Origin of the sequence: Methylophilus methylotrophus DSM 46235 = ATCC 53528 (assembly GCF_000378225.1) — a bacterium.
GTDB classification, from domain to species: Bacteria; Pseudomonadota; Gammaproteobacteria; order Burkholderiales; family Methylophilaceae; genus Methylophilus; species Methylophilus methylotrophus.
Window position 1 is genome coordinate 973,902 of record NZ_KB905141.1, and the last position, 22,046, is coordinate 995,947.

A 22,046-nucleotide genomic window follows, 5' to 3' on the forward strand; every position below is an offset into this window, starting at 1 on the left:
ATCAAATCATTTATTCAGGAATGCCGCTAAAACTTGATTTTAGACGCCACTAGCGAGGCGGCAGCGGTTCTGGTTTCTACGCCCAGCTTCTGGAACACATGCTCCAGGTGCTTGTTGATGGTCCGAGGGCTGGTGCCCAGAATTTCGCCCACGTCCTTGTTGGTTTTGCCTTTGACAGTCCAGTACAACACCTCTGACTCACGCTTGGTCAGCTGGAACAATTTCCCCAGCGACTCAATCTGCGCCTCGTCAGAGTATTCACGCAAGACCACCACCCATTGCTCCTCGCTGGTATTGGCCACGGTCAGGCTGAGGCGTGCATTGCCCTGATTGACGTTAAGCGTTTGCATGGACTGGCCACTGGAAAACTGCTGGATGCAGCTTTCCAGCCACAGGTAAATCATGGGCGGCAAGGTTTGTACCGCGCTATAAGCCTCCTTGGCGGCCCATTCGGCAAAATACTGTTCCAGGTATTGTTTTGCCAGCGGGGTTTGCCACACCAGGCGTTTGTCGGTAGGCAGAATTGCAATTGTTGCCTGGCCGAATGCATCCAGCGCTGAAGTCGCCTGGTGCATTTTCGTCGCGTTCTGGACGTGGACTTTGAGGCGGGCCAGGACTTCTGCCGGACGTACAGGTTTGGTCACGTAGTCCACACCACCCGCATCAAAGGCCATGGTCACGTGCTCCACCTCTGTCAGGCCGGTCATGAAAATCACCGGGATATGCTGGGTTTCTGCTGCCGCCTTGATACGCCTGCAGGTGGCAAAACCATCCAGCCCAGGCATCATGGCATCCATTAAAATCACGTGCGGCTGCATGAGGTGCGCGACCTGCAATGCCATCTCGCCCGAATTCGCCACATAGACCTGATAGCCGGACTCATCCAGTGCATCATGCAGATAAGCCAGGTTTTCCGGCACATCATCCACAATTAACACGGTATGGTTTGGACTGGTAGTCATTTGGCGTGCTCCTCAAGCAAGCTTTGCAGTTTAGCAAAATCGAAACGTTCCATGGCCTGTTGTAATGCATTAATCAAGGTTTGATGCTGTGAATGTTCACGGTTGAGGGTAGCCAGCACCTCACGGACACCCTTCACATACCCCATGCGGGCAAACTGTGCCAGGTTCTCCAACAACACATCAGGAATCGGCGGCAATGATACCCCATCGGCTGAAGATTCAGCTGCGTTGGACGCTGGCGGCAGTTTATTGTCTGCACTATCGGCATAACGCCAGGTCAGACCCAATTGATTGCCTATCCAGTCCAGGACTTCTTCCAAGTTAACTGGTTTGACAAAAAAGTCCTGCGCCGGAATTTTGGCCTGATTATCCAGGCTGCGGTCATAGGCATTGGCCGAAATAATCGCTATCGGCAATTTGGCGTGATGTACCTGGCGGATAATATAGGCCGCCTCCCAGCCATCCATGACCGGCATGGCCAGATCCATGAGGATCAGGTCGGCATGGATCATCTGGTACTGGTTGACGCATGCCTGACCGTTACCGGCTTCATGCACAATAAAGCCGAGCGGCTGCAAGGTATTGCGTAACAACTCACGGTCAACCTCTTCATTATCCACCACCAATATGGTGCGTATCGGACCTCCATAACCAATACGCTGACGCACCGCTTTTTTGGATAGATGCGCTGTCTCCCGGATTTGCGGCAAGAACAGGCGAATTTCAAAGCGGGTGCCGCGGCCCAGTACGCTGTCAAAATGCATTTCACCACCCATGAGCTGGGTCAGTAGTTTACTGATCGTCAACCCAAGACCAGTACCACCAATGCCAACCACATCCGCAGCACTGCCACGCTCAAACGGTTCAAAAATCTTTTCCACCTCATTAGGCGCAATGCCTGGGCCGGTATCTTCAATATCAATTTGTGCAATCTCGCGTGCATAGCTCACGCGGAAAGTCACACTACCCTTGGTTGTAAATTTGACGGCATTACCCAGGATATTCACCAGAATCTGCATCAACCGTTTATGATCTGCCCGTACATATTCAGGCAAATGACCTTGCTGCTCAAAATAGAACGCCAGCCCCTTGTTTTGCGCCTGAATTTCAAACATGCTGACGATCTGGCCAATAAATTCAGGGAAATGCAACGGCTTGACATCAAACGCCATCTTGCCACTTTCAATGCGGGCAATATCCAGCGTACTTTCAATCAATGACAGCAAATGTTCGCCGCCGCGGCTGATGGTCCTGATCGCCTGCCTGCGATGCTCCGGGATGCTGTCATCATTGGTCAGCAATTGCGCATAGCCCAGAATACTATTCAACGGTGTCCGCAACTCGTGGCTGATGCCGGTAATGTAACGGCTCTTGGCCTGGTTGGCCTCCTCTGCCAAGCGGCGCGCCTTTTGTAACTGCGCATCGGTTTTCTTGTGTGACTCAATTTCCTCAAGCAACAAACCCGTCTGCCGGTTAGATTCTTCCTGGGCCACACGCCGGCTGGCTGAGGTTAAGACCAGCCACCAGGCGACAATTCCGCCCAAAAACAGCATGGCTACAAATACCTTCAGGTAACCCAGCCTGAAATGATGCATCAGGTCTGGGTATTCTCGGCCTATGGTCAAGGCATCATGCAGGTAAATCAGGCTGATCGTGGCCCCAAATAAAAGTACCGCAATCACCATCAATAACAAAAAGTGCGCCACCCCGCCATTGAGATGCGGCCATAGTTGTTTGGGTAAAATCCTTTTGTTTAATGCCTCCCATTGCGCGCTCAGGCGGCCATGTGGCTTGCAGGCATCATGGCAGCGGGCGTCCAGGCAGCAGCATAGCGAACAAATCTCGCCGCCATAGGCCGGACAATGCGCCATGTCGCTGACCTCATATTCACGCTCGCAAATGACGCACTGCTTGGTTGCATTGGGCTGCAAGTACTTGGGGCGATGCCTGGCCAGGTAATACTTACCCTTGGTAGCCCATGCAATCAACGGTGACAGCAGCAAGGCCGTAAACAGGGAAATAAAGGTTGAAAAAGACTGTGCCAACGGACCCATGGCTCCGGTATAAGCCACAATTGACACGGCCGAGGCCATAAACATGGCGCCTACTCCCACCGGGTTGATGTCATACAAATAAGCACGCCGGAACTCAATCCCTTTGGGGCTCAAGCCCAAAGGCTTATTGATCACCAGGTCAGCGACGACTGCCGCAATCCAGGCAATGGCAATATTGGCATATAAGCCTAGTATTTCTTCCAGCGCCTGAAAAACATTGAGCTCCATGAGCACAATTGCAATCATCACGTTGAACGCCACCCAGACAATCCGGCCTGGATGGCTATGCGTGAGGCGAGCAAAAAAGTTAGACCAAGCCAGAGAACCGGCATAGGCATTGGTCATATTCACCTTGATTTGCGATACGCACACAAATAGCGCAGTCACGGCCAAAGCCACTTCGGGGTTACTGAACACATGCCCAAATCCAACCCAATACATATGCGTCGGATTGATCGCAGAAGAGAGCGGCATATCGCGATTAAATACCATATAAGCCAGCAATGCCCCGGCAAACATTTTGAGCATGCCCAGAATCACCCATCCTGGCCCCGCCATCAATACCCCCAGGTTCCAGCGCCAGTAATTTTCCTTGTTGCGCTCCGGCATAAAACGCAGAAAATCGACCTGCTCACCAATTTGTGGAATCAGGGCTACACCCACCGCCGTCGCCGCGCCAAACAACATCCAATTGAAATCTCCGCCATTGGCAGAAATACCGGCAAAATGACTCAGTCTGTCGAAGATTCCGGGGTCCATCTTGAGAATCGCCAGAAAAGGCAAAAACATCAAGGCAATCCAGATCGGTTGCGTAATCATCTGTATCCGGCTAATCAGCGTCACCCCATGCGTGACCAGCGGAATCACAATCAGCGCACTGACCAGGTAACCCAGGTAAAGCGGTAAATGGAAATACAGCTCAAGCGCATACCCCATAATCGCCGCTTCAAGCGAAAGCAAAATAAAGGTAAACGAGGCATACACAAACGAGGAAATGGTCGAGCCTATATAGCCAAACCCGGCCCCTCGCGTCAGCAGGTCCATATCCAGGCCATACTTGGCTGCGTAATAACTAATGGGTAAGCCCGTTAAGAAAATCATCAGGCCAACGGCCAGAATCGCCCACATGGCATTCGGAAAACCATAATTGATGGTGATCGTGCCGCCAATCGCCTCCAGCACCAAAAACGAAATCGCCCCCAGCGCTGTATTAGAAACGCGCAAAATAGACCACTTGCGGAACGCCCGTGGCGTGTAGCGCAAGGCATAATCCTCTATCGTTTCATTCGCTACCCAATTGTTATAGTCGCGACGAATCTTGACGATACGCTGTATCGGCTCAGCACGTATTTCGGTGGATAATCCAGAAGTGGACGGGGTAGACAATCAACAATCCTTAAGTATCAATAGCCAGGTTGGGAACAAGGCCAGCTTTTTCCCCAGCATATACTAGGAGAGTTCGCTCATGCAATCACTACGTTAATTGACGTAGGGGATGTGCCACAAAAGCACAGCGCCACAATGATTAAAATTCGACACAACGCTATCCCTGTATTCCCTCATCACCGCTCACTCACAACCGCTGCCAACTCTTCAGCCAACACCTCTAATGCCCTAGCCTCCAGTTTAAGTATTTTTTGCATAAGTGCTGGGTTATCTACAGGTAAAAATGAGGCACCGCCCAAATCGCTTAGCACCACTTTTTCAGCGCCCCACAAAATATTATGCGCATATAAATCGCCGTGCATGAGGCCATGAGCATGCAGGTGTTCTGCAGCCTGGGTGATGCCGTTTAAAATAAATTCGGCTTGTTGTGGTGTAAGTCTTAAGTCATCCGCATAGACATCGCGCGTGCAGCTTTCATAGCTGGGTGGCTTGGCCAGCACTTTTAAATCGGCGTCCAGCAGGGGCATGACCAAGCCGTCAACGCCTTGCGGGTGATTGTCTATCACGCCTTTAACTCCGACCAGATTAGGGTTCACGCCCGCCAGCATATTGGCATGCATTTCACACCGAGGCAGGCCATCGCTGGTGAGGCCACTCTTGAAGAGTTTTACTGCCACAGACTCTTGCATGTTTTTGTCTCGCATCAATGCCTGGTAGGTGACACCAGAGGCACCCTCGCCTAAGACCTGTTGCAGCGTGAGGGTTTGCCAGTCGATGTGCTGCATGGGATGTTGGCTGATTAACGCTTGCTCAATAGCGTTGCAAAACGGGTTGCCGGCATAGGCCAGCCAGGTAAGTTGGGGTAAGTCGAATAAAAAATCGGGCAAGGTCTCAAACTGGTTGGCAGAAATCCGCAATAACTCTAAGGCGTGGCAATTTGCCAGGCTGGCGGGCAAGCTGCTGAGCTGGTTACCTGCCAGCATGAGTTTTTGTAGTTTGCTGCACTCACCTAAGGCATGCGGCACTTTACTCAGCGCATTATCGGTGACGATAAACCAGCGTAAGGTTTGGGTGGGGATGGCGTTTTCAGCGATGTGTTTGATCTGGTTGGCTTTAAAGCCAATCATGCTTAAGTTTTCGCATTGGCCCAGCACTTCTGGCAGGTGGGTAAACTGGTTGTTTGAGCAAAACAGAATGCGCAGTTTTTTCAGGCGATATAAATCAGCAGGCAACTCAGTCAGTGCATTGCCGGATAAGTCCAGAATTTCGAGGCTATCGGCTAAGTCAAAAATCTCAGCGGGGAACTGTGTTAACTGCGCACTTAATTTGAGCTGTTTGGCCCCTTGAAGTTTGCCTGCCTTGAGTTGGGCGAGTCTATCGTCTGGCGCTGGGGTAAGTGTCATCACAATGCATGTATTTTATGGATGCGCTATGTTACTTGAATTACTCTGCAGATTTTCATCTCGGGCAGGAGATTCGGCTGATGCACAAAACTTGGCAAGCCTCTCACAACTAGAGATTCCATTATCACCACCCGAGCCTAAAATGCATACAATCTCTTGCACCCAGTTAAATTAACGAAGGGAAAGTTTATACAACCCTTAAAAGCACGTGTTTTAATAATGGGAATAGCCAAGCGGTGTGGATTCCACAAGCTTTCCAACTGGATATTCAACAAGTTGAAATAAGTCGTGCAGACAATGGTGATCTGGTAATCCATCCGATCAAACTTAACTGCGGGGATATGCTCATGGAAGCGCTAAATCAATTTGACGATGATTTTATTCGCGCAGTTGAGGATGAAATTTCATAGAGCAAAAGGTCAATATATCCTCTAAAACAAAATAAAAAGCCAGCAACTAATGGAAGCTGTTCAGTAAGGGCGTTGAAAATATTAGGATGGGAGTGTTGTTACTTTCACAATAATTTGTTTTTAAATTTTAGGATTATCGCGAAAAATTGAAAATTCTATCGAAACCAATCCTATCGCGCAGCTGGCTATCCTTGTTGGTTGTGATCAAGCCAACCAGTACCTTCAAGATATTCCCTGGATTGAGAATTCGTGAAGTCAATCATCTTGGCAATGATTGTCACTGGGTCGGTGCCTTTGGCTTTTTCAGTGTTGTATATTTCTAAACGTTTAGCATCAATGTCTGCGGCTTCTTTATAAAACTTTTCTTTGAAAGCATCATCAATTTTTCTACCTGTTGACGATAGTTTTATATCGTCATAATTTTGAGACTTAAGGGAGTCCGAAATATCATAAGCAATGGCGCTAGGGATGGTTGCCATTTCATAGGCGTACTTTTCAGCAAACTGAGGATCTTCGCTCGCAGACTTCAAAACGCCATTTTGAATTCCTGTTCTGGATTGTGTAGTACCATTGTCGGGAGTGGAGAGCGCCTTGGCTGCATCAGAAATCTTAACTGTATCGGCAGATGTTTCCGTTGAGTTTAGCAACGCTTGTTGCCGCTGAACACTTGATTTGCTGAGAAAGTTATACACTGAAGTAGCACTTCCAATATCCTGAATAATCATTTTCTACACCTTAAGAAATAAAATGTTAATTAAGTGTAGTAAATTAAAAACAAGAACCATGCCAAGAAAAAAACCTTATTTCCACCGCTTTTAATCTCTTGAGGAGCGACGTGAGACACGAAAAACGCTGAATATTTGCAGCACATTTATCGGCACTTCACTCAAGCCAACATCCACACAGCACCCAACCCCAGCATCACACCGCCCAGCAATTGCGTAGCTTTTTGCAATTGCGGATGGCTTTGGCGACCCAACACCCAGCCCAAACCATGCAGCAGAGCCGTTGCCAGCACCATGCCTGCCAAGCCAGACCATTGGTTGCCGATTTCCATGCCATGCAAATAACCATGGGCCGCAGCAGCGATGCTGACGACGCCGATTTGTAAGGCGCGGTTCACTGTTAAATTGCTCACCAGCAATAAGCCCATGACCAGCACACTGGCTGTCACCAGGGTTTCAGCCAAGGAGACCGGCACCCAAGCCTTGGCGAATGACGCTGAGACGGCCATCACAGTCACAAACAGCACAGGCAACTGCCAGCCTTGCGCAGCTGGCCGACGTGCTGCCCAGATTCCCAGCGCGAACATCACCAGCAGATGATCCCAGCCACTGAATGGATGCATGAAGCCGGCGGCAAAGCCAGACTCCAGGCCATGGCCGGGGTGAGCAACCGCGCTGGTCGAAGCTGCGAGCGCACCTAAAAATAATAGAATACTTTTTTTCATTGAATCTTCTCCGTTTTAATTTCGGGATACTTGTGGTCTTAACCTAGTCTGTATTTGGTATTTCATCCCTATTCAAGATGAAATACCTCCAAATGATCAAGCGAATGATATGCGTTTGTGGCAAGGCGTGCGGGCGCAGACAGTACAAACCAGTACGGCAAGCCCGCGCAACACCGCCACGGACGCATAGCATTTGCTTGATTAAAGCATGAGGCCTTGTTTTTCGATGAATCTGACAATCTCCTCCAACCCCTGGCCACTCTTCAGGTTGCTGAAAATAAAAGGCTTCTCGCCGCGCATGCGCTTGGCATCCTGGTCCATCACTTCCAGCGAGGCACCCACCATGGGCGCAAGGTCTATCTTGTTGATCACAAGCAAATCAGACTTGGTAATACCAGGACCACCTTTACGCGGGATTTTTTCACCGGCAGCGACGTCAATCACATAAATGGTTAAATCAGACAACTCCGGACTGAAGGTTGCCGCGAGGTTATCGCCACCACTTTCCACAAACACAATATCTAGCGTCTGGAAGCGCTTGCTGAGCTGATCCACGGCTTCCAGGTTCATCGAGGCATCTTCACGGATGGCCGTATGCGGACAACCACCGGTTTCCACACCAATAATGCGCTCAGGCACCAGTGCTTCGTTACGGGTTAAAAACTCCGCATCTTCTTTGGTGTAAATATCGTTGGTCACCACGGCAATGTTGTAGACCTCGCGCAAACGCTGGCACAACGCTAACGTAAGTGCGGTTTTGCCTGAACCGACTGGGCCACCGATGCCAACACGCAATGGCTCTTTATAGTCAGTGACTTCTGGGGTGGGTGATGCAAATTGGGTATGTATTTTCATGATCTGAATAACCTGCTGTATTGTGTTTCATGTTGGCATCCGGCGATACTGAGTAACGGGTTAAAGTTGCTCATGTGTTCTTCCGGAAGCGTCATGGCGCTCGCAACGACTTGCGGCAATCGCTCGCCCAAGGCAAGCAAAATGGTTTGCCCGGCCACTTGGCCGAGCGGGACCGCTTTCATGGCAGCGCTGGCCTGATTTTCCAGCCAACCCCAGACATAGCCCTGAAGTGCCTGCTCTGGTGGAATCTGCCAATGCTGTGCAATGGCCGCAAACAAGGTTGGAAAAGCCGGTGATTGCAAGGTGTTGATCTGTGCTACTAATGTTTCTGAAATCGGCTTTAAGTCGTTTAATAACCGACGCAGAGAATACCCCATTTGCCGCGTTTCAGCCCAGCCTTCAGCTGTATCGCGCCCGGCCTGGTAAAAGCTGTCCCATTCCTGAACCTGGACCAAATCACCCACCTGCCAGGCCTGATATAACTTGTATAGCACTGGCAACTCAAAGCGCGCCTGGTACACCTGCAAACTATCACCTATCCAGGCTTGTGCGGAGGTCACGTCTTTGACCTCACCAGACTCAATCGCCCATTCCAACCCTTGTGAATAGCAATAAGCCCCCACGGGCAGCAATGGGCTGGCCAGCTGCAACAAGCGGCTGAGTGCGAGTGTGGTTGTCATTAACGACCCTGCCCTTTCAGCCGTGGCCGTAAGGTCTGCAAAGCATCGTCATCATGCCCATGCCGGTGACCGCCGCCATAAGCGCCGGCCTCGGGCTCAAACGGGGCTTGCACTTCACTGACCTGCATGCCCAAGCCAAGCAACATGTCACGCAGCACATAGTCCTGCTCCAGGCGTAACCAGCCATCACCAATCTGCAAAGGTACATGACGATTGCCCAAATGGTACGCTGCACGCATCAAGTCACGCGGGGTAGGCGCAATCACGTTATAAACAGGTTCCTGCGCGGCCACGATCTGCACCACCACACTGCCATCCTCAGACTGTATCAAATCGCCGCCACGCAAAATAATGCCGCGGCTTAAGAATAATGCAGCCTCTTTTCCAGAAGCCAGCGTGACGCGCAAACGGCTTTTCTGGCGCTGATCAAAAGGCAGCTCCAATTGATCGTCGATATGGCCGCTGACAGTGATACGTTCGGTTAAATGGATCATGGTTAAATTTCAATCGCCATCAATGAGCGAGCGGGATAAAGTGCAAGGCGAGCGGAACGCAGAAACCGGAATGTACATGTAGTACATGAGGATTTTGAGTACCGCGCAACGCTGCAATTTGCCCGCATAGCCATTGATTAAAATAAGAAGTAACGTTGCGCCATCGGCAGTACTTCAGCTGGCTCGCAAACTAAAGGCATGCCATCTGCCAGCACTTCGTAGGTTTCCGGATCTACATCGATCTTTGGCATCCAGGTATTGTGTACCATATCTGACTTCTGTACATCACGTGTGCCTTTCACGGCTACTAATGGTTTTTGCAGACCTAATGCCTTGATTTCAGGGTTTTCCAATGCGGCTTGCGAGACAAAAGTAACTGCAGTCTTAAGTCCACCGCCATAAGCACCAAACATGGGGCGGTAATGTACCGGTTGCGGCGTCGGAATAGACGCATTTGGGTCACCCATCGCAGCTGCAGCAATCATGCCGCCTTTGATAATGGTGAATGGCTTGACGCCAAAGAATGCGGGTTTCCACACCACCAAATCCGCCAGCTTGCCAACTTCAACCGAACCTACCACATGTGAAATACCATGTGTCAGGGCCGGATTAATGGTGTATTTGGCGATATAGCGTTTGACGCGGAAGTTATCGTTACCCGCAGCATCTTCAGCCAATGGCCCGCGCTGGATTTTCATTTTGTGCGCAGTTTGCCAGGTACGGATAATCACTTCACCTACACGACCCATGGCTTGTGAGTCGGAAGACATCATGGAAAACGCGCCAAGGTCATGGAAAATATCTTCAGCGGCGATGGTCTCACGACGAATGCGGCTTTCGGCAAAGGCAATATCCTCGGCAATCGCCGGATCCAGGTGATGGCACACCATCAGCATATCGAGATGCTCATCTATGGTATTGACGGTGAATGGCCGCGTCGGGTTGGTCGATGAAGGTAATACATTCGGGTGGCTAGCCGCCTTGATAATATCTGGTGCGTGACCGCCTCCCGCGCCTTCGGTATGGAAAGTGTGAATGGTGCGGCCCTTGAATGCGCCTATCGTCGTCTCGACAAAGCCGGATTCGTTCAGCGTATCGGAGTGGATGGCGACCTGGATATCCATTTCGTCGGCGACGCTCAGGCAATTATCTATCGCCGCGGGCGTCGTGCCCCAGTCTTCGTGCAGTTTGAGGCCGATCACCCCTGCTTTGACCTGCTCACGTAGCGGCTCTGGCAAGCTGGCGTTGCCTTTACCCAAAAAGCCCAGGTTCATGGGGAATGCATCGGCAGATTGCAACATGCGATGGATATGCCATGGCCCCGGCGTACAGGTTGTTGCGAATGTCCCCGTGGCTGGCCCCGTGCCGCCACCGACCATGGTGGTCACGCCAGACATCAGCGCCTCTTCAATTTGTTGCGGACAAATAAAATGGATATGCGTATCAATGCCGCCCGCAGTGATGATCATGCCTTCACCGGCAATCACTTCGGTACCCGCACCAATGGCAATGGTCACACCGGGCTGGATATCCGGGTTACCGGCTTTGCCGATGGCAGAAATATAACCGCCCTTGATGCCGATATCGGCTTTAACAATGCCCCAGTGGTCTATGATCAATGCATTGGTAATGACGGTATCTGCGACTTCAGCTGCCAGGCCCTGCCCCTGCCCCATGCCATCACGGATGACCTTGCCGCCACCAAATTTCACTTCTTCACCGTAGATGGTGAAGTCTTTTTCGACCTCTACCCATAAATCGGTATCGGCCAGCCGTACTTTGTCACCCACCGTCGGGCCAAACATTTCCGCGTAAGCGCGTTTATCCATTTTAATCGTCATTGCATCTCCCCTACTTGAGGGCTCCCATCACTCGGCCGGCAAAGCCATACACTTTGCGCTCCCCTGCCAGCTTGACCAGCTGTACAGTACGCGTCTGCCCTGGTTCAAAACGCACTGCCGTGCCGGCCGCAATATTCAATCGACAGCCATACGCTAATGCCCGGTCAAACGACAAGGCATCATTGGTTTCGTAAAAATGGTAATGCGACCCCACCTGAATCGGACGGTCGCCTTTGTTTGCGACATCCAAAGTGACCGTCTCACGACCTGTATTGAGTTCGATGTCGCCTGCTGCGACCTGCATTTCGCCGGGAATCATTGACATCTCCAGTGAATATGATTGTGTTTATTAAATCGGTTCAAACCGACACTCTCAAGCATATTGACGCAGGCGTGGAGGGCAAGGCGCAGAACCGAAGACAGTACAATGAGTACGGCAAGGTTGTGCAACACCGCCATCTGCGTCTGCATCAGTATGCTCTTATGGGATTGGGTGATGGACGGTAACTAACTTCGTCCCATCCGGAAAAGTCGCTTCGATTTGTATATCCGGAATCATTTCCGGCACGCCTTCCATCACCTCATCGCGGTTCAGTAGCGTGGTACCGTAGCTCATGAGTTCGGCCACGGTTTTACCGTCACGTGCCCCCTCCATAATGGCTGCGGAAATAAATGCCACAGCTTCAGGGTAATTCAGTTTTAAACCACGCGCTTTGCGCCTTTCAGCTAACAATGCCGCAGTAAATATGAGTAACTTGTCTTTTTCTCTTGGGGTGAGTTCCATAGATGAATTCTCTGTTGATCTTTTTGTTTGCTCAAATCAGGTATTCCAAATCCGCGGCCTGACAGCGTCTTTTTGATAATACCATGGCCGCAGAATCTGCCAGCACTGTTCAAAATACTGCCTGGCTTGCTGCGAGGCATGGCCGACATAACGAATACACAATACTTCGGGCAATGCTGTGATACCCGTTTTAGCATCCGACACTGGAATATCGCGGCAGGCTTGCAAGATTTCTGCTGGCACGGTTCCGGCACATACAACAAAGGTCCCGAATACAACCGCACCACCCAAGCCTACGCGACTTATTTTGACCAAGTCTTCTGCCTGCATGTGGGCACGTTCATTCCAGATCAGGCGACCATTGCGTGAGATGCGTTGATTTAACTTGTACACACCGCGCTCCCAGACCTCCTGCTGCGCCTGGCGACCCAGGCAGACGATATCCCATGCGGCCAGTGTGGCATCAGCGGCCAAATCAATCTCGGCACTAAAACCTACCTCAGCCGCATCGAACAAGATATTTTCCTGCGGCAACCATTCCAGGCCGCTCCCGGATGCCAGCTGAAATGACAGCTTTTGCGTGGCAATGGTGCCATTGGCTTTATACCACTTACCCGCGCCCGGCGTGGTCAATAAGGCTTTAGCACCCTCATCCACGGTGACCTGCAAATGCAGGTCATCTCCACCAGCGACACCTCCCGGGGGATGTACGACGACAGCATGGCAAACATCGCCCCCTTCAGGGTGCAGGCTTTTTTGTACGACCAATGGCCCCTTGTGTAACCGGTGCGCCAGATAAGAGCGATCATCACGTCTGGCAAAACCAAGCTCAAGTTTGGCTTGCCAGTGTTTGACCGTCATACATTGAGGTGGCGATGAAATCGCAGGCTTTAAATCATCCATACCGGCATCATGCCACAAGCGCTGCCCTGATGGGCAGCAGACCATTACACAGACAGATAACTTTTCACCTTGGCGGCATCCACGTTGTCGCGGGTATCCTCATGGATAAAGCGGCCTTTATCAATGACGATAATGCGGTCTGCCACTTCCATGGTGAAACTCAACACCTGCTCGGAGACGATGATGGTGATTTCGCGCATTTTGCGGATTTCATTGAGCACTTTGGCAATATCTTTGATGATGGACGGCTGAATCCCTTCAGTCGGCTCATCCAGCAACAACACTTTTGGGTTCGTCACCAGCGCACGGGCAATCGCCAACTGCTGCTGCTGACCACCTGAAAGGTTACCGCCCTTGCGTTTGCGCATCTCATGCAACACCGGGAACAAGGCAAAAATATCATCCGGGATTTCACGGCTCGCAGATTTTTCCAAACCGGTTTCAATGTTTTCTTGCACGGTCATGTTAGGAAAAATCCAGCGGCCTTGCGGCACATAGGCCAACCCCTTCATCACACGATCATGCGTAGCCGACCCTTGCAGGTCTACGCCATCCACAGTGGCTTTAGTGGCCTTGCTGGGCAAAATGCCCATCAGGGATTTAAACAGAGTGGTCTTACCCATGCCGTTACGGCCCATAATGGCCAGTGTTTCGTTCTTGTTGGCTTTGAAATTCAGGCCATGAATCACCTGGCTCTGGCCATAACTTACCTGCAAATTCTCAATTTCAAACATGCGATACTCCTCAAGTAATGGCGCTTAAGTTAATGGCCCAAATAGACTTCAATCACTTTTTCGTCTGCCTGCACTTTTTCCATCGGCCCTTCGGCCAGGATCTTGCCCTGATGCAGCACGGTGACTTTGTGCGCAATTTTCTTCACAAATTCCATGTCGTGTTCAATCACAATCACCGAGCGGTTCTGGCAGATACGGTTCAGCAGATCGGCCGTCTGGTCGCGCTCTTTCGCACTCATGCCGGCAACGGGTTCGTCTAACATCAGCAGCTCAGGCTCCTGCATCAGTAACATGCCGATTTCCAGCCATTGCTTCTGGCCGTGGCTCAGCAAGGCAGATTCCATATCGAGAAACTCGGTCAACATGATGTCTGCCGCCACTTTGCGTACACGGTCTTCCACCTCTTGCGTGCGTTTGAAGGTCAGACTGCCAAACACACCGCGACCTTTTGGATAAGACACCTCCAGGTTTTGGTACACAGTCAGGTTTTCATAAATCGAGGGGTTCTGAAATTTACGGCCCACGCCTGAACGCACAATCTCGTGCTCAGACAGCTTGGTCAATTCCGTGTTATTAAACTTGATGGACCCGGCCGTGGATTTGGTTTTGCCGCAAATCAGGTCCAGCACCGTGGTCTTGCCAGCCCCGTTGGGGCCCACCAGCACACGCAGTTCGTTTTTGTCGATATACATGGTGAGGCTATCCACCGCTTTAAAGCCATCGAAGGAGACGGTCAAATCTTCTACAGCCAAGACGAAGTCGGTATTACTCATGCTTCTGCTCCTCTCATTTTGCTACTTTCGAGCCCAGTGTCTTTTTTACTGGCTCTCTTGCGTGGTGCTTTGGTGGCTGTATTGGTAGAGTCAGCAGCCAACATGGTTTCTGTGGTTTCGGTAAGTACAACTTGTGCTTCTACCCCGGAAGTACTTACCTCAGGCTTTTTTGCAACCTCGGCTTTGTCTTTGAACCAGCCGTATTTGGTTGCCAGTTTGTCCCAGATACCGGCCAGACCGTTAGGGAAGAACATCACCACAGAGATAAACAACCCGCCCATCAGGAACAGCCACAATTCTGGATAGGTTTCTGAGAACACGGTTTTGCCGTAGTTGACCAGCAAGGTGCCATAGACAGCGCCGATCAGTGAGGCTCTGCCACCCACGGCACAGAAGATCACCATTTCAATCGACGGGACGATACCGACAAAAGAAGGCGACATAAAACCAACCTGCAAGGTGAACATGGCGCCGCCCACGGCAGACATCATGGCAGCAAGGCAGAAGATAAAGATCTTGAAGTTGGATACATCGTAACCAGAGAAACGCACACGCTCTTCTTTATCGCGCATCGCCAGCAACAGCATGCCGAACTTGCTGCTCATGATGTATTTTGACAAGAAAATCGCGCCAAACAACAACAAGCCGTTCACAAAGTATAGAATATATTTGGCAGAATCACTGCGAATATCCCAACCCAGCATGGTGCGCAAATCTGTCATACCGTTCACACCACCAGTGTAGCCTTGCTGCCCGACAATCAGGATACTCAGAATCAGCGCAATCGCCTGGGTAATGATGGAGAAATACACCCCACCGACACGACGTTTAAACATGGCGTAGCCGATGATATAGGCAAACAGGGCTGGAATCGTCAGAACCGCAATCAGCGTAAACGGCAAGCTCTTGAACGGCTCCCAGAACCATGGCAAGGCGGTCAGCTGGTTCCAGTCCATAAAGTCAGGGATGCCTGGCGTAGACTGGATTTTAGTACTTTCCGGATCAGAGGCTTCCAGTTTGAGGAACATGGCCATGGCGTACCCACCCAGACCGAAGAAAATGCCCTGCCCTAAACTTAGAATACCGCCGTGTCCCCACAACATGACCAGGCCGACTGCGACGAACGCATAGGTCAGGTATTTACCGATCAGGTTCAGGCGGAAAATATCTACACTTAACGGCAAGATCACGAAGATCACCGCGGCAAGCACTGCCAGGCCGATCACTCCTTCCTTACCACCCAGTACAGGACTGGCTTTCATTTTTTCCCATAAAGTCATCAAGATTTCTCCTCTGTTGATGCGTTAATTCTATTGCGACAGATATAAAGTACTAATACGTCTATTTACTTATGGCAACGTGCGAGAAACCTGCTCACACGTTGCCGCATCTGTTATTTACGCAGTTTGGAGGCAAACAGACCTTCCGGTTTCATCATCAGGATGGTGACGATGACGAGCAAGGTGGAGACCTTACCCATAGAGCTGGTCATAAAGAATTGCAGTATCGATTGCGCCTGGGCAATCCCGAAGGCGGAAGCAATCGTCCCGACAATGCTGGCTGCGCCACCAAATACCACGACCATAAAGCTGTCCACGATATACAAGGTCCCTGTGGTCGGGCCAGTAGAGGCAATGGTGGTAAATGCAGCACCGGCAATCCCGGCAATGCCGCAGCCCAGGGCAAAAGTGACGCGGTCAACTTTGGCTGTATTAATCCCTACTGCGCCAGCCATGGTACGGTTCTGCACCGTGGCACGTACACGCAAGCCCCAGCGGGATTTGTACATAAACATGTAGACACCGAAAGTCACTAGCGCCGCCAGCACCATCACGAATACCCCGTTAATCGGGATATCAATATCAGGGGTTGGCTTGAAAGAGCCCAGCATCCACTCAGGCAGTTCGGCACTCACTTCTTTGGCGCCGAATGAAGAGCGGAAAATTTGTTGCATGACCAGACTCAAGCCCCAGGTGGCCAGTAGCGTATCCAGCGGCCGCTTATACAAGTGCCTGATCATAATGAATTCAACAAAGTAACCGACCGCGAAGGCCAGCAAGAAGGCAATCGCAATGGCAAACACGAAGTAGTAATCCGTGAAGCCGTAACTGGCTGCTACTTTTGAAATGAGTACGGTGGTGTAGGCGCCTATGGTCATAAACTCGCCATGTGCCATGTTAATCACACCCATCTGCCCGAAAATAATCGCGAGACCAAGTGCCATCAGCAGCAACACTGTAAACATGCTCAGGCCGGAAAAGCCCTGCATCACCACAATATTGCCTATATCTGCCATCGAATAACCAAACATATCGGTCTCCTTAAAACATCACTTCTCTATGAAATTTTTACTACAGGGAATCTTTAGTACAAAGAACCTTTACTGCTTGCGCCAAACGGTAGCCGGTTAAACCGGCTACCGCTCTAGCATTTCAAGACACTACGATCTTATTGATAGCCTTTTGGAAATGGATCAGGTTTGATGTAGTCAGAGGTGTAAACCACTTTAGCTTGACCATCTTTACCCCATTGACCAATACGCAGCTTGGTGGTCAGGTGGTGGTTAGCTTCTACAGTCACAGGACCTTCTGGTGCATCCTTGAAGGTGTAACCTGGCAATGCCGCTTGTACTTTATCTACGTCGAAGCTACCTGCACGTTCAACTGCAGCTTTGTACAACCAGGGGCCCAGGTAAGCCGCTTGGGTCACGTCGCCAATCACAGCATCTTTACCCCAGCGTTTTTTGAAAGCCTCTACAAATTTCTTGTTCTCAGGATTGTCCTGGGATTGGAAATATTTCATGGCTGAGTAGAAACCTGCCAGGTTTTCACCACCGATACCCAATACTTCATCTTCAGTCACGGAGATGGTCAACATGGTTTGTTTGCTGGAGTTGAGGCCAGCCGCGTTCAATTGTTTGAACCATGCCACGTTACTGCCGCCTACCACCGCTGCGTAGATCACGTCAGGTTTTTTCAGTTTGATTTTGTTGATCACGGAACCGAACTGAGTGTCGCCCAAAGCGATGTACTCTTCACCCACCACAGTGCCATGCAAGTGTTGCTCGATGTGTTTACGGGCAATCTTCATGGAAGTACGTGGCCAGATGTAGTCAGAACCAATCAGGTAGAAAGTTTTCGCTTTTTTCTCTTTAGCGATCCAGTCCAGACCTGCCAGAATTTGCTGTGTCGCTTCCTGACCTGTATAAAACACGTTTTTAGATTGTTCCAGGCCTTCATAGAAGGTTGGGTAGAACAGCAAGCCATTGTCTTTTTCAAACACTGGCAAAGCCGCTTTACGTGAAGCAGAAGTCCAGCAACCCATCACTGCAGCCACTTTGTCTTTCTCAAGCAATTTCTTCGCTTTTTCTGCGAAAGTCGGCCAGTCAGACGCACCGTCTTCCTGGATGATTTCGATCTTGCGGCCCAAAATGCCGCCCATGGCATTGATCTGCTCAATCGCCAGTTTTTCAGCCTGGATGGAACCAGTTTCACTGATCGCCATGGTGCCAGTGGCTGAGTGCAGAATACCTACTTTTACTGTGGAATCAGTCACTGCCAAGCCAGTCGTATTCACTTTTGCTGTCGGATAATCCGCTGCAAAAGCATGACCGCTGATAAGGCCTGCGGCCATCATGGCACCGACCAGTGCGCCTTTCATAAAACCGCGTCTGTTTGAGGTACTCATTACTTCTTCTCCTTTATGGATAAATCAATAAAATCAATAATTAAGGGATTGATGTCGCTGATTAATGCCCGACCATCCACGGCCTGGCCGTTTTCTTGGTCTGCATTTGCAAGCCTGGTTTCCCTGTATCCTGGTTCACCGGCGGCTTGGTTTTACAAGTATGTGATCCGGTACAGCCACAGCTGGAACGTCTGGCTGTACGCGGCTCGTTCGCAGATTTCTCGTTACGTTCATGCGCGGACCGTTGCAGTTTGTCCATGATGGCCAGCTTGGGCACCGACAGGATGCGTGGGCTCACGGCACCACAGCAGTCACATTCGGCAGGCAAGCTGGACTCACTCATTTTGCGTAGCGCAGTAAACACGCCACAACTGTCACACTCATATTCATACAAAGGCATCTGCGCAACTCCTTATGAGGTAAATGAAACATCTACACCCGGCGGCACCATGATCTTCGGACCATCTGCATTCGGACGGATATCAAACTCAAAAATCTCGGTCGGAATCCACAAGGTGGCGCAAGCGTTAGGGATATCGACGATACCGCTGATATGCCCTTCTACCGGTGCAGTCCCGAGAATCGAGACAGCCTGCTCGCCGCTGTAACCAAATTTCTTCAGGTACTCGATGGCGTTCAAGCAAGCCTGGCGGTAAGCAATATGCACATCCAGGTAATGTTGCTTGCCTGCTTCGTCTACCGAAATCCCTTCAAAAATCATGTAATCACGGTAGGTCGGAGTGATTGGACTGGGTTGGAATACTGGGTTTTTAATCCCGTATTTCTTCACGCCATCCTTGATCAGGCCCACTTTGATATCCAGGTAACCGGCCATTTCAATCGCGCCACAGAATGTGATTTCACCGTCGCCTTGTGAGAAGTGCAGGTCACCCATGGAGAGACCGCCATCTTTGACGTAGACCGGGAAGTACACACGTGAGCCTTTGGTCAGGTTTTTGATATCGCAGTTACCACCGTGATCGCGTGGTGGCACGGTACGCGCCCCCTCTGCGGCTGCTTTTTTGGCAGCATCCCCGCTCAAGCGGCCCATGACGGCAGATTGTGAAGTCGGTGGGCAAGCCAGTGGCGGTACGCGGTCAGGATCCGTCGCAATCAAGTCACCTTCACGCTTGTTCCAGGTATCGAGCAGCTCTTTGGATGGCAGACAGCCAATCAGGCCTGGGTGCATGATGCCGGCATAACGCACCTTAGGCACATGACGGGAGGTGGTGTACACGCCATGGAAATCCCAGATGGTTTTGCTAGCTTCAGGGAAATGGTCGGTCAGGAAGCCGCCCCCATTTTCCTTGGCAAACAAGCCATTGAACCCCCATTGTGAGTCATCAAATGTGCCCACATCCAGAATGTCCACGACCATCAAGTCACCCGGCTCGGCACCTTCCACGCCAATAGGGCCACTCAGGTAGTGCACCTGGGTCAGGTCTACGTCACGCACGTCATTGGCGCTATCGTTGTTACCGATCTGACCACCTGTCCAGTCCATGCACTCGACACGGAACTCGTCCCCTGGCTTCACCATGGCAATCATGGGCAGGTCGGGGTGCCAGCGGTTATGAATCTGGCCGTCCTGCTCCCATGGTTTTTTATCCAAATCCAACTTCACTATTGTTTTCATTACGCTCATCTCCTTTGTGGGAAAGGGTTATAAGGTGTTGATTAAAATTGCATCTGCAAGGCAAGTCTGAAAAAGTTATCACTTGAGGCAGCAGGCGTATCTGTTTTGCCGTAAGTGGCGGTGATCACAGAGTTGTATGGGGCGATCACGTAGTTGGCACCTATTTCGAAACGCTTGGTATCAGCACTGGTACGAGTGTTGACGCTGGCAGCTGTGGTCAGGCCGTCGGCGTCAAACTTCTGGTAGCGGACGATAGGCATGATCTTGCCCCAGCCCACGGGATCATTGAACAGATAACCTAAACCAGCGGAGTAAGCTTTACCTTGTTCTCCGAGGAAGACATCATCAGTGTCGTAGTAGTAGTACGCCGCTTCAGCAGAGAACGTACCTGGACCCACGTCTTTTTTCTCCAAAAGGAAATCCACACTGTATGATTTGTAGTCACCTACAACGCCAGGAATAGTACTTACCACACCATCTTTCTTCATGCGCCCGGCAATACCGATGGCCAGAATATCTTTGGCGCCGAAATAATTACCAGTACCGTAGTAGCCTGGCTCTGCATCCCAGAAATCAATTTGTACGCGACCGGCATACATCAATTTGTCTTTAGTACCGTTAGCTTCAGATTGCGCACCTACGCCGCTGAAGCGGAAAATATTGTCGCCTTCGAACGCGCCAAAAGAAACCGCCACGTGGTCCTCCATAAAACTGGTCACTACTGCCACACCATCGTCACGACCAATCACGCCGCCGTTCCAGCCGTAGCGGGAAGCGATGTTTGCCCAATAACCACCACCCATGGAGTAGTAAGGGCCTGCCATATTGGCGCGGTCACTTGGAGAGAGGAAACGACCTGCCCAGATTGCCACTTCAGGGGTCAGCTGAAACTGCACATTGGCATCGATCACTTCAAAGTTACTGTTGGCAGAACCGCCGCCAGATTTTTCCGTGTTCAACATCCCCTTGATGTATTTGTTAAATGAGCCTGACAAATACAAACGTGCACTGTCGAGTGTAAAATCGTTTGAGCGGTCACTGCCATTGGCAGCAGCATCTTCAACAGAGTTATAACTCGTGATAAAACCGAAGCCGGCACTGATATACTTATCTTCGCCAAAGCTGATCGTGGCCCCCGCATTTGCCAATTGGGCACCCAAGCCACAAGCCATTGCTACTGCAGTATGCAAGGCACATTTTTTCAAGTTCATCATCTAAAACTCCCTTTCTCGTTAAATTCAAACAATCACAGTTGATCAAAACTTGCGCTCAGCTTAACGAGAGGGGTGTGTAGGACAAATACGTCAATTTGCGTAGTGGCGATGTCAGTCAAAGCCCGCTAGACTGCGCATAACAAATCATGAACAGGACTCGCAATGCGTCTTTTAACTTACGTAGGTTTAATCGCTTTATTAACTGGTTGTGGAGAGCTTTCTTACAAGCAAGGCGGTAGCCAGCAAGAGATAGACCGCGCGCACCAAGCTTGCCGCGGCAGTGGGGACCAGCTTTCAGCTTGCCTTGCTGAGCATGGCTGGAAAAAACCAAAGGTAGATGCGTTTGACCCCTTGTTTGCGACCATAGAAGCTACTGATAATCGCGAAGCGACGCAGACTAAACCTAGCCCTTTTATTGAATTATCAAAAGACTCAACCGCAAAAGGAGAGTCAGCGGCCGTTGCAAAAAAACCACAAGCTACTGCCGCTGCGACTGCGCCAACGTCAGTACAAGCAATCCCGGCAAAAGAGCCTGCGACAGTGGCAGCGCCACATAGCACGATTAATGACGGCCCCGATGTGGAGTATTCAATTAATTCGTGGTGGAAAATGGGGGCGTTTCCTGACCAGTTAAAACGGGATCAGGTCACCTGCGAGAAGAAACTGGGGCAGGCATATTTGCCAGATTACAAGACACAAACCTATAAACGCACCTTCGTGGCCTGTATGCATGAATCAGGTTGGATGGCGATCAGGAATATCAATAAGTAAAGCAAGTGG

General features: G+C 50.6%; 21 protein-coding genes. 1 reads left to right on the top strand and 20 read right to left on the bottom strand.

From position 1 onward, the window contains the following. Window positions 1–26 precede the first annotated feature (26 nt). The 20 genes from F463_RS0104765 to F463_RS0104865 form a co-directional block, all read right to left on the bottom strand. Complete coding sequence (locus F463_RS0104765; protein WP_018985913.1) at window positions 27–962, bottom strand: response regulator transcription factor; 936 nt, start codon at window positions 960–962, stop codon at window positions 27–29. Next, window positions 959–4,402: a hybrid sensor histidine kinase/response regulator gene (locus tag F463_RS0104770; protein ID WP_018985914.1), complete on the bottom strand. Its 3,444-nt coding sequence runs from the start codon at window positions 4,400–4,402 to the stop codon at window positions 959–961. Before F463_RS0104770 ends, F463_RS0104765 begins: the two co-directional genes overlap by 4 nt. A gap of 176 nt (window positions 4,403–4,578) precedes the next feature. Further along, entirely contained in the window at window positions 4,579–5,805 is a 1,227-nt protein-coding gene (locus tag F463_RS0104775; protein ID WP_018985915.1) for a leucine-rich repeat-containing protein kinase family protein, read from the bottom strand. Between the two features lie 595 nt (window positions 5,806–6,400). Further along, the gene (locus F463_RS0104785) at window positions 6,401–6,940 is read right to left on the bottom strand and encodes a hypothetical protein (protein ID WP_018985917.1); all 540 of its coding nucleotides are present in this window, start codon (window positions 6,938–6,940) and stop codon (window positions 6,401–6,403) included. A gap of 161 nt (window positions 6,941–7,101) precedes the next feature. After that, window positions 7,102–7,665 (bottom strand): HupE/UreJ family protein, encoded by a 564-nt coding sequence (locus F463_RS0104790; RefSeq protein ID WP_018985918.1) that lies wholly within the window; start codon window positions 7,663–7,665, stop codon window positions 7,102–7,104. A gap of 201 nt (window positions 7,666–7,866) precedes the next feature. Further along, window positions 7,867–8,520, bottom strand: a complete 654-nt coding sequence (gene ureG, locus F463_RS0104795; protein ID WP_018985919.1) for an urease accessory protein UreG — start codon at window positions 8,518–8,520, stop codon at window positions 7,867–7,869. Then, window positions 8,517–9,200, bottom strand: a complete 684-nt coding sequence (locus F463_RS0104800; RefSeq protein ID WP_018985920.1) for an urease accessory protein UreF — start codon at window positions 9,198–9,200, stop codon at window positions 8,517–8,519. The genes ureG and F463_RS0104800 overlap by 4 nt, the downstream gene beginning before the upstream one ends. Further along, complete coding sequence (gene ureE / locus F463_RS0104805; RefSeq protein WP_018985921.1) at window positions 9,200–9,694, bottom strand: urease accessory protein UreE; 495 nt, start codon at window positions 9,692–9,694, stop codon at window positions 9,200–9,202. The genes F463_RS0104800 and ureE overlap by 1 nt, the downstream gene beginning before the upstream one ends. Before the next feature lie 137 nt (window positions 9,695–9,831). Continuing rightward, the gene (gene ureC, locus F463_RS0104810) at window positions 9,832–11,535 is read right to left on the bottom strand and encodes an urease subunit alpha (RefSeq protein ID WP_018985922.1); all 1,704 of its coding nucleotides are present in this window, start codon (window positions 11,533–11,535) and stop codon (window positions 9,832–9,834) included. A gap of 10 nt (window positions 11,536–11,545) precedes the next feature. Continuing rightward, a complete protein-coding gene (locus tag F463_RS0104815) occupies window positions 11,546–11,854 on the bottom strand; it encodes an urease subunit beta (protein ID WP_018985923.1) in 309 nt (102 codons plus the stop codon). A gap of 162 nt (window positions 11,855–12,016) precedes the next feature. Further along, window positions 12,017–12,319, bottom strand: a complete 303-nt coding sequence (gene ureA / locus F463_RS0104820; protein ID WP_018985924.1) for an urease subunit gamma — start codon at window positions 12,317–12,319, stop codon at window positions 12,017–12,019. Between the two features lie 36 nt (window positions 12,320–12,355). Then, the gene (locus F463_RS0104825) at window positions 12,356–13,222 is read right to left on the bottom strand and encodes an urease accessory protein UreD (protein ID WP_026295309.1); all 867 of its coding nucleotides are present in this window, start codon (window positions 13,220–13,222) and stop codon (window positions 12,356–12,358) included. Between the two features lie 44 nt (window positions 13,223–13,266). Further along, complete coding sequence (gene urtE, locus F463_RS0104830) at window positions 13,267–13,956, bottom strand: urea ABC transporter ATP-binding subunit UrtE (protein WP_018985926.1); 690 nt, start codon at window positions 13,954–13,956, stop codon at window positions 13,267–13,269. A 29-nt stretch (window positions 13,957–13,985) separates the two neighbouring features. Further along, complete coding sequence (urtD, locus tag F463_RS0104835) at window positions 13,986–14,729, bottom strand: urea ABC transporter ATP-binding protein UrtD (protein WP_018985927.1); 744 nt, start codon at window positions 14,727–14,729, stop codon at window positions 13,986–13,988. Further along, window positions 14,726–16,009: an urea ABC transporter permease subunit UrtC gene (urtC, locus tag F463_RS0104840; protein WP_018985928.1), complete on the bottom strand. Its 1,284-nt coding sequence runs from the start codon at window positions 16,007–16,009 to the stop codon at window positions 14,726–14,728. Before urtC ends, urtD begins: the two co-directional genes overlap by 4 nt. A gap of 113 nt (window positions 16,010–16,122) precedes the next feature. Then, window positions 16,123–17,040 carry an urea ABC transporter permease subunit UrtB gene (gene urtB, locus F463_RS0104845; RefSeq protein WP_018985929.1) on the bottom strand — a complete coding sequence of 306 codons (918 nt, stop codon included), beginning with the start codon at window positions 17,038–17,040 and terminating at the stop codon, window positions 16,123–16,125. Window positions 17,041–17,177: 137 nt separating this feature from the next. Continuing rightward, entirely contained in the window at window positions 17,178–18,416 is a 1,239-nt protein-coding gene (gene urtA, locus F463_RS0104850; RefSeq protein ID WP_018985930.1) for an urea ABC transporter substrate-binding protein, read from the bottom strand. A gap of 61 nt (window positions 18,417–18,477) precedes the next feature. Further along, window positions 18,478–18,816 carry an FmdB family zinc ribbon protein gene (locus F463_RS0104855; RefSeq protein ID WP_018985931.1) on the bottom strand — a complete coding sequence of 113 codons (339 nt, stop codon included), beginning with the start codon at window positions 18,814–18,816 and terminating at the stop codon, window positions 18,478–18,480. A gap of 12 nt (window positions 18,817–18,828) precedes the next feature. After that, a complete protein-coding gene (gene fmdA / locus F463_RS0104860; RefSeq protein WP_018985932.1) occupies window positions 18,829–20,052 on the bottom strand; it encodes a formamidase in 1,224 nt (407 codons plus the stop codon). A 41-nt stretch (window positions 20,053–20,093) separates the two neighbouring features. After that, window positions 20,094–21,266: a hypothetical protein gene (locus F463_RS0104865; RefSeq protein ID WP_018985933.1), complete on the bottom strand. Its 1,173-nt coding sequence runs from the start codon at window positions 21,264–21,266 to the stop codon at window positions 20,094–20,096. 162 nt (window positions 21,267–21,428) lie between these two features. Between F463_RS0104865 and F463_RS0104870 the strand changes: the two genes are divergently transcribed. Beyond that, complete coding sequence (locus F463_RS0104870; RefSeq protein ID WP_018985934.1) at window positions 21,429–22,037, top strand: hypothetical protein; 609 nt, start codon at window positions 21,429–21,431, stop codon at window positions 22,035–22,037. Window positions 22,038–22,046 lie beyond the last annotated feature (9 nt).